The sequence below is a fragment of the Hydrotalea sp. genome, assembly GCA_030054115.1.
Taxonomy (GTDB): domain Bacteria; phylum Pseudomonadota; class Alphaproteobacteria; order JASGCL01; family JASGCL01; genus JASGCL01.
On the sequence record JASGCL010000053.1, the window covers coordinates 1 to 7,734 of the forward strand.

At 51.6% G+C, this 7,734-nt stretch carries 3 protein-coding genes; all 3 read right to left on the reverse strand.

Going from position 1 to position 7,734, the window contains the following annotated elements:
* Nucleotides 1-4,613, reverse strand: a 4,613-nt coding sequence (gltB, locus tag QM529_07195; GenBank protein ID MDI9314439.1) for a glutamate synthase large subunit, incomplete at its 3' end; no start/stop codon positions are given.
* Nucleotide 4,614: 1 nt separating this feature from the next.
* Complete coding sequence (locus QM529_07200) at nucleotides 4,615-6,081, reverse strand: NAD(P)-dependent oxidoreductase (GenBank protein MDI9314440.1); 1,467 nt, start codon at nucleotides 6,079-6,081, stop codon at nucleotides 4,615-4,617.
* A gap of 436 nt (nucleotides 6,082-6,517) precedes the next feature.
* The gene (locus QM529_07205; GenBank protein MDI9314441.1) at nucleotides 6,518-7,606 is read right to left on the reverse strand and encodes an ABC transporter substrate-binding protein; all 1,089 of its coding nucleotides are present in this window, start codon (nucleotides 7,604-7,606) and stop codon (nucleotides 6,518-6,520) included.
* Between the last annotated feature and the right edge of the window lie 128 nt (nucleotides 7,607-7,734).

A 7,734-nucleotide genomic window follows, 5' to 3' on the forward strand; every position in this document is an offset into this window, starting at 1 on the left:
GCGTTTAATTTGATAATTTCCAGCGGCACCACATGGCGCAATTTCATCACCGTGTCGCCCCAATTGTCTAATAATTTTTGGCCGTGGCGCGAATGGGTGGCCGCCACATATTCTTGCAATAGTTTTTTGGCATGGTCTTGCCAGGCGGCGGTCGCCAGCGGGTAAACCCCAACCGATTCGTGGTTTATTCTTTTTTCGTCGTCGGGGTTGATAATAAATGCCCAGCCGCCGGTCATGCCCGCGGCAAAATTATCGCCGATGGGCCCCAGGCACATAACCTCGCCCCCCGTCATATATTCGCAACCATTGCTTCCCATGCCCTCGACCACCGCCCGCGCGCCAGAATTGCGCACCGCAAAACGCTCGCCCGCCTGGCCGGCGGCAAACAACAAACCGGCGGTCGCGCCGTAAAGGCAGGTATTGCCGATGATGGTGTTTTTTTCCGTGGGCAAGGTCGACACCGCCGACGGGCGAATAATAACCGCCCCGCCCGATAAACCCTTGCCGACATAATCATTGGCCTGGCCGGTTAAAATAAATTTCATGCCCTGCACGGCGAAGGCCGAAAAACTCTGCCCCGCGGTGCCGCGCAAATTGATGGTGATATGACCGGCGGGCAGGGACGCCATGCCAAAGGCACGGGTGATTTCCGACGCCAACCGCGCGCCGATGGTGCGGTTGGTGTTAACTACGTCATATTCCAGCTGAATTTTTTCTTTGTTCTTAAAAAGCTTTTCGGCGTCCTTGATAATTTGCTCATCCAAACTCGGCGGCACGGCATTGTGCATGTTGCGCGATTTTTTGGTGAAATCAATATTCTCGGCCTTGACCAGCAATGGGTTTAAATCCAGCGCGTCCAAAAATTCATAACCTTCGTTCATCGCCACGGTTTGTTGCAACAATTCTGTTTTGCCGATGATATCGCTCAAGCTTCGCACGCCCAAACTGGCCAAAATTTCGCGCACCTCCTCGGCGATTAGCGAAAACAAACTGATGACCTTTTCGGGGGAGCCGCGAAATTTTTCAATCAAGGCCTCGTCCTGGGTGCAGATGCCAACCGGGCAAACATTGCTGTGGCATTGCCGCACCATCAGGCAACCCATCGCCACCAACGACGCGGTGCCGATACCATATTCCTCCGCCCCTAATATCGCGGCCACCACCACGTCGCGGCCGGTTTTTATTCCTCCGTCGGTGCGCAATGTAACGCGGTCGCGCAAATTATTAAGGCATAACACCTGGTGCGTTTCGGCCAGGCCAATCTCCCACGGCAGGCCGGCATATTTGATAGAGGTCTGGGGCGATGCCCCCGTGCCGCCGCCATGGCCGGATATTAATATCGCGTCTGCCTTGGCCTTGGCAACGCCGGCGGTGATGGTGCCGATGCCCGACCGCGCCACCAATTTCACGCACACCCGCGCGCGGTTGTTTATTTGCTTCAGGTCGTAAATCAATTGCGCCAAATCTTCTATCGAATAAATATCGTGATGCGGCGGTGGCGAAATTAACGTAACCCCCTTGGTCGAATGGCGCAATTTGGCGATAATCGCCGACACCTTAAAACCCGGCAGTTGCCCGCCCTCGCCCGGCTTCGCGCCCTGCGCCATTTTAATTTCTATCTCCTCGCAATTATTTAAATACTCGGCGGTGACGCCAAACCGGCCGGAGGCTATCTGCTTAATCGCCGACGATGGGTTATCGCCGTTCGCTTTTGGTTGGTAACGCGCTGGGTCTTCGCCGCCCTCGCCGCTGTCAGATTTTGCGCCGATGCGGTTCATTGCAATGGCGATGGTTTCGTGGGCGATGGGCGACAATGCCCCCAGCGAAATCCCCGGCGCGACCAGGCGTTTTCTGATATCGGCGATCGATTCCACCTGCTCCAGCGCGATAGGCGATGGCGATTTTTTTATTTCCAACAAATCACGAATATGAATCGGCGGCAGGCTGTAAATCCGTTTTAAATATTTTTTAAAAACGCTGTAGCTATCTTTGCTGACGGCTTCCTGTAAAAGGTGAATGGCGTCAGGTTCCCACCCATGTTGCCCGACCGAGGCGCGAAAGCGATAAAAACCGCCGACCGAAATAAATTTTCCATTTTTGTCTTTTGCATCGGCAAAATGTTGTTCCAATATCTGCGATAAACCTTCCAACCCCAGGCCAGAAATCCGCGACAACACCCCGGGGAAAAATTCGTGGGTCAGGGCGCGCGACAAACCGACTGCCTCGAACATCTGCCCGCCGCGATAGGAGCTGACCACCGCAATCCCCATCTTCGACATGATTTTTAACAAACCATCGTTGACCGCTTTTTGATAATTGTTAATCGCTTGTTCCAGCGTCAGGCCCTTGGGGCACAACCCCTTATTAAATCGGTCGATGATGCTATGGTAACTCAAGGCCGGGGTGATGGTGGTGGCACCAATCCCGACCAACACCGCGAAATGGTGGGTGTCAAGGGCTTCGTCGCAAATCACATTGATGGAAACAAACGACCGCAGGCCGCGCGCCGCCAGGGCGGTATGAACGGTCGAGGCCGCCAATATCATCGGGATGGGAACTTGCTCATCGTTCAAGCCATTATGGCAACGATTGTCGAGCATGATGTAATTTTTGCCGGCGGCGGCGGCGTTGATGGCGCGCGCCTTGATATCGTCGAGCGCGAGCTTCAAGGCCAACTTGCCGCGCCCCTTGGTATCGCGCGGGTTGAAATAGCAGGTGATGGTCTCGGCCGCGTCCTTGACGTGGTGGTTGAGGGCTTGCCATTCGGCCAGGCGCAGAACCGGCGACGGCAATTCTATAAACCGCAATTGTTTTTCGTTGGGGTTGAGGTTGTTGCCGAGGTTGTTGAGGCGCGTTGCCAGGCTCATGACATGGCGTTCGCGGAGCGAATCAATCGGCGGGTTGGTAACCTGCGAAAAATTTTGTTTAAAAAAATGATGCAGGCCGCGAAATTGATTGCTCAAAACGGCGAGCGGCGAGTCATCGCCCATCGACCCGGTGGCTTCCTTGCCGCTCAGCATCATTTCGTCCAAAATCAGTTCCATATCTTCCATTGACCAGCCGGCCAAATCTTGGCGATAGGCCAAATTTTCAGCGACGAGGTTTTCTTCCGCCGATTTTTTGTTGCCATGTTTTTTGACAATATCTTGCAGGTTATCAACTTTTTTTATCCAATCGCCGTAGGGATATTTGCTGGCGACCATCGATTTTAATTGCTTGTCGCGGTAAAGTTTTTTATCGGCAAAATTGATGCCTATCATTTCGCCCGGGCCGACGCGGCCACGCTCGATAATTTCTTCGTCTTTTAATTTGACCATCCCGCTTTCCGAACCAATCACCAACAGGTCGGTGTTGGTGATAACAAATCGTAATGGCCGCAGGCCGTTGCGGTCGAGCCCGGCCAATGCCCAATCGCCGTCGACCGCGCAAATCGCCGCCGGCCCATCCCACGGCTCCATCACGCCGTGGGCGTAATGGTAAAAATCGCTGAGCGGTTTATCGAGCAGGGGATTTTGCTCGAATGCCTCGGGCATTAGCAAGGATTTTACCTCGGGCAATGGTCGCGCGGCGCGTAGGTAAAGTTCGAACACATTGTCGAGCACACCCGAATCCGAGGTGTGGGGTTGGATGATGGGCAGAATATCCTCGATATTTGGGAAATGCTCATTCTCCATCCTTTTTTCGCGGTTGCGCATCCAATTGATATTGGCGGGCAAGGTGTTGATTTCGCCATTGTGGGCGACAACGCGAAATGGTTGCGCCAGCGGCCAGGCAGGAAAAGTATTGGTTGAGTAGCGTTGATGATAAAGCGCGAAGTGAGAAACAAAATCATCGCGCATCATGTCGGGGTAAAAATCGGCGAGGTGTTCGGCCAAAAACAAACCCTTGTAAATAATCGAGCGGCAGGAGAAGGAGCAGATGTAGCTCGACAATAAATTTTCGGCCAAGAATTTTTTTTCAATACGGCGGCGTAAAATATAAAGCGTGCGTTCAAAAACATCGGTTGTCATGCGGCGACTGTTTTCGATAAGCAATTGTTCGATTTCGGGTCGGTTGGCCGCCGCCAGGGGGCCCAAAAAAGATACATCGGTCGGCACTTGACGCCAACCAAAAATGCGTAGGCCTTCCTTGATAACCTCGCCCTCGATAATTTCGCGGGTGCGCTCGCTGGCCTCCAAATTGGTGCGCGGCAAGAATATCATACCGACCGCGAATTTTTTTTCGTCATTTTTTTCTGTGCGGTCGGCGGCGGCATTTGGTAATGGCACGCGGTAACCCATTTGGTTGATAAGGTTGGTAAAAAATTCAACCGGTATGGCAATGTGAATGCCCGCGCCGTCGCCGGTTTTGCCGTCGGACGATACCGCGCCGCGATGCCACAGGGCGGAAAGGGCGGCGATGCCCATTGCCACCACGCGGCGGCTGGGGCGGCCGTTGATATCAGCGACAATGCCAACGCCGCAGGCATCATGTTCAAAATTGTGGCGGTAAAGCCCATGGTCGTGCAATCGTTGCCGCAGGGCGGTCTGCTTGGTCAGGCTCTCGGTCGCCTGGTCATCTTGCGCCTTCACCGGTGACGCCTTAGCCATTATCGTATTTATTTTTTTGGTCATGTTAGGCGGCGCGTTGTTTTTTATTTTTGCTTGATGATTTTTGTATATCCTGATGAATGGTTTGCCCGACCGTCATGCCGTCCTTAATCGCCCACACCACCAACGACGCGCCACGCACAATATCGCCACCGGCGTAGATTTTTTCTATCGCCGCGCCGTCTTTATCCAACACGCGGCCGGCGGCATCGGCCAGTAATGTGCCGCGCGATGACAGGGCAAGCCCGGGCGCATCAAACATTGTTTGGCAATTTTCGGCGTCAAACCCCAAGGCGAGGATGGCCAAATCGACCTTCATGTTTTTTTCACTGCCGGCGACTGGGGCTACGGTTTGCCGGCCATCGGCCCCGCGGTCGCTCAATGCCATGGTGCAATAATCGATAGATGCTAATTGTTGGCTGGTTTCGTCCTTATGAAAGGCCAGCGGCGCGGTCAACCATAAAAATTCTACGCCTTCTTCTTCGGCATTTTTTACCTCGCGCACCGAACCCGGCATGTTGGCGCGGTCGCGGCGGTAAAGACAATAGACTTTTTTTGCGCCCTGGCGCACCGCGGTGCGCACGCAATCCATCGCCGTGTCGCCGCCGCCAATAACCGCCACCACCTTATCCTTCGCCGACAGGGCGGGGCTTATGTCTTTTTCTTTCAGCTCCAATTTGTTTTCGCGGGTTAGAAAGGGCAAGGCCGGCACCACGCCATGCAACGCACCCGCTTCATTGGTTGCAATATCCAATTCTTTGTTTTTGTAAACGCCGGTCGCGATAACCACCGCGGCATGGTTTTTTTCGATATCTTTAAAATCGCTGGCGACATCGACGCCAAAATAAAAATGAAAACCGCTTTTTTCTAACAATTCTTGGCGGCGCAATACCACCGATTTTTCCAATTTAAAATTCGGGATGCCGTAGATTAACAACCCACCGGCGCGGTCGTATCGGTCGAAGACATGAATTTGATACCCTTGGCGGCGCAGAAAAATCCCGGCCGACAGGCCGGTCGGTCCGGCACCAATGATGGCAATTTTTTCTGGCCGTTCGCTGGCGGGGGTTATGGGTTTCACCCAATCCATTTCAAAGGCATGTTCGGTGATGTATTTTTCCACCGCGCCGATGGTGACATAACCATGACCGGCCTGTTCGATAACGCATCCGCCCTCGCATAATCTATCCTGCGGGCAGACGCGACCGCAAACCTCCGGAAAATAATTGGTGGCGGTGGAAAGGTGATAGGCTTCCTCCAACCGGCCCTGCGCCGTTAGGTAAAGCCAATCGGGGATGTTGTTGCTTAATGGGCAGTGGATTTGGCAAAATGGCACGCCGCATTGCGCGCAACGCCCCGATTGATTTTCGGCGCGGTCGGTGAGGTAGGTTTTGACAATTTCTTGAAAATCGGTGGCGCGTTCGGCCGCCGGCCGTTTTTCCGGCACGGCCTGGGGGCGGGTCGTAAATTTAAGAAGCTTATCTTGGCTCATTTGTTTTTATGTGGGTGCTGATAAATTAGCGCATTGTTGGTGTTGTGATGTTATTTTTACCCCTTCCACGACAAAAAACAAGCAAAAAAGCAATCAATGTCAATTTAGTTGACAATAATGCTGTTTATTATTTTGCTTGGCATATATAAAACACATCTGCAAGTAATAAATGTCAACTTAATTGACAAAAATAACAGATAAGAAATCGCCCTTGAAGCTTCATTAAAAAACCGCGCATTTTACTCTCGGTTGCTTCCCTTTGTCATGGCCGCGCGGCACTTTAAATTAATAACCGGCCGGTTCAAGCAGGCGCGGACCCGTCAATGGCATGAGTCAATAGCATGACTCAATCGCATGGCCAATGACAAGCCGCGCTTGCTATCTATTCTTCATTATTACCGCCTGTCCCATTTCGTGGGGCGATAAGGTGGCGATGTTAATTGCCGACTTTGATTTTGTTATAATCGTCGTTCAACATCTTGTTTAATTGTTCGCTCATGCTGGAGCTAAGGACGACGCGATTGGCGTATTTGTCAAATTCGTCGTAATTAGCGGCCTTTAACACATTGGCGGGTAATTTGACCAACGCCTTGCTGTTGGCGTGGGCGTAACCAAATTGCAACAATGGTTCAACCGATGACTCCGCGCTGACCGCGTCTAAAAAGTCATAGACTTTTTTCGGGTCGGCTTTGCTATCCTTCGTCCAAACATATCCACAGACAAAACCATAATATGGTTCCTTGGTGTTGCGCACGGTTTTTATGTTGATGCCCTCGGCCTGCAACCTGGCGGGGGTTTCATCCCACGCCCAAGCGATAAGCGTCTCGCCGGTTTTCATTGATGCCGCCAATGCGCCGGAATCATTCCAGTAATTTTTTTGATTGTTATGAACCTTGCGCAAAAAATCTATCGCTTTGGTGTATTGTGGGTCAGTTGGCCCGGTAATGGTATTGCGGTCACGCCCGCCGGTTGCCAAAAACCCCAACATGAACCAATCGCTGACCGAATCACCCGGCACCGATACTTTGCCCTTGTATTTTGGGTTGGTAAAAACCTGCAACGATTTTACATCGGCCGCCGAAACTTTATCTGCATTGTAAACCAACGTGGTGCGGCCGGTATCAAATGGGATAGCCCATACCTTGCCATCCGGCGTTTTGTAATCCTTGCTTTCGCTGTATTTTTTATTCAGGTCCTTATAATTTTTCAATTTGCTGACATCGATAGGTTGGATAACCCCGGCCTCGCGCCAACGGCGCATGTTGTAAATGCAGGGGTGGGCTAGGTCGACGCGAAAGCCGGCTTTAATTTTGGCCAAGGCTTCATCTTCGCTGGAAAAAAACACAAAGGTTGGCTTCTTTTTATAAGCATCCATGTAGGGTTTATAAAAAGTTGGGTCATCGTAACCGGCCCAATCATAAACCAGTAATGGTTTATCAGTGGCCGCGCTGGCCGGATTAATTTTTTGCGATAACAAAAGACCGCCAGCAATGATGGCGGCACCAAGTAATATATTTTTTTTCATATTTCTCTCCCTCAAGATAATAGAATTTTTGGTTAATACAATTTTATATGCACAAGATAAATAGTTTTAGGCCGTTCCGCAACAAGTTTTTTGCCCTTAAAACACATAAATTCACTTTTTTTTGCGCA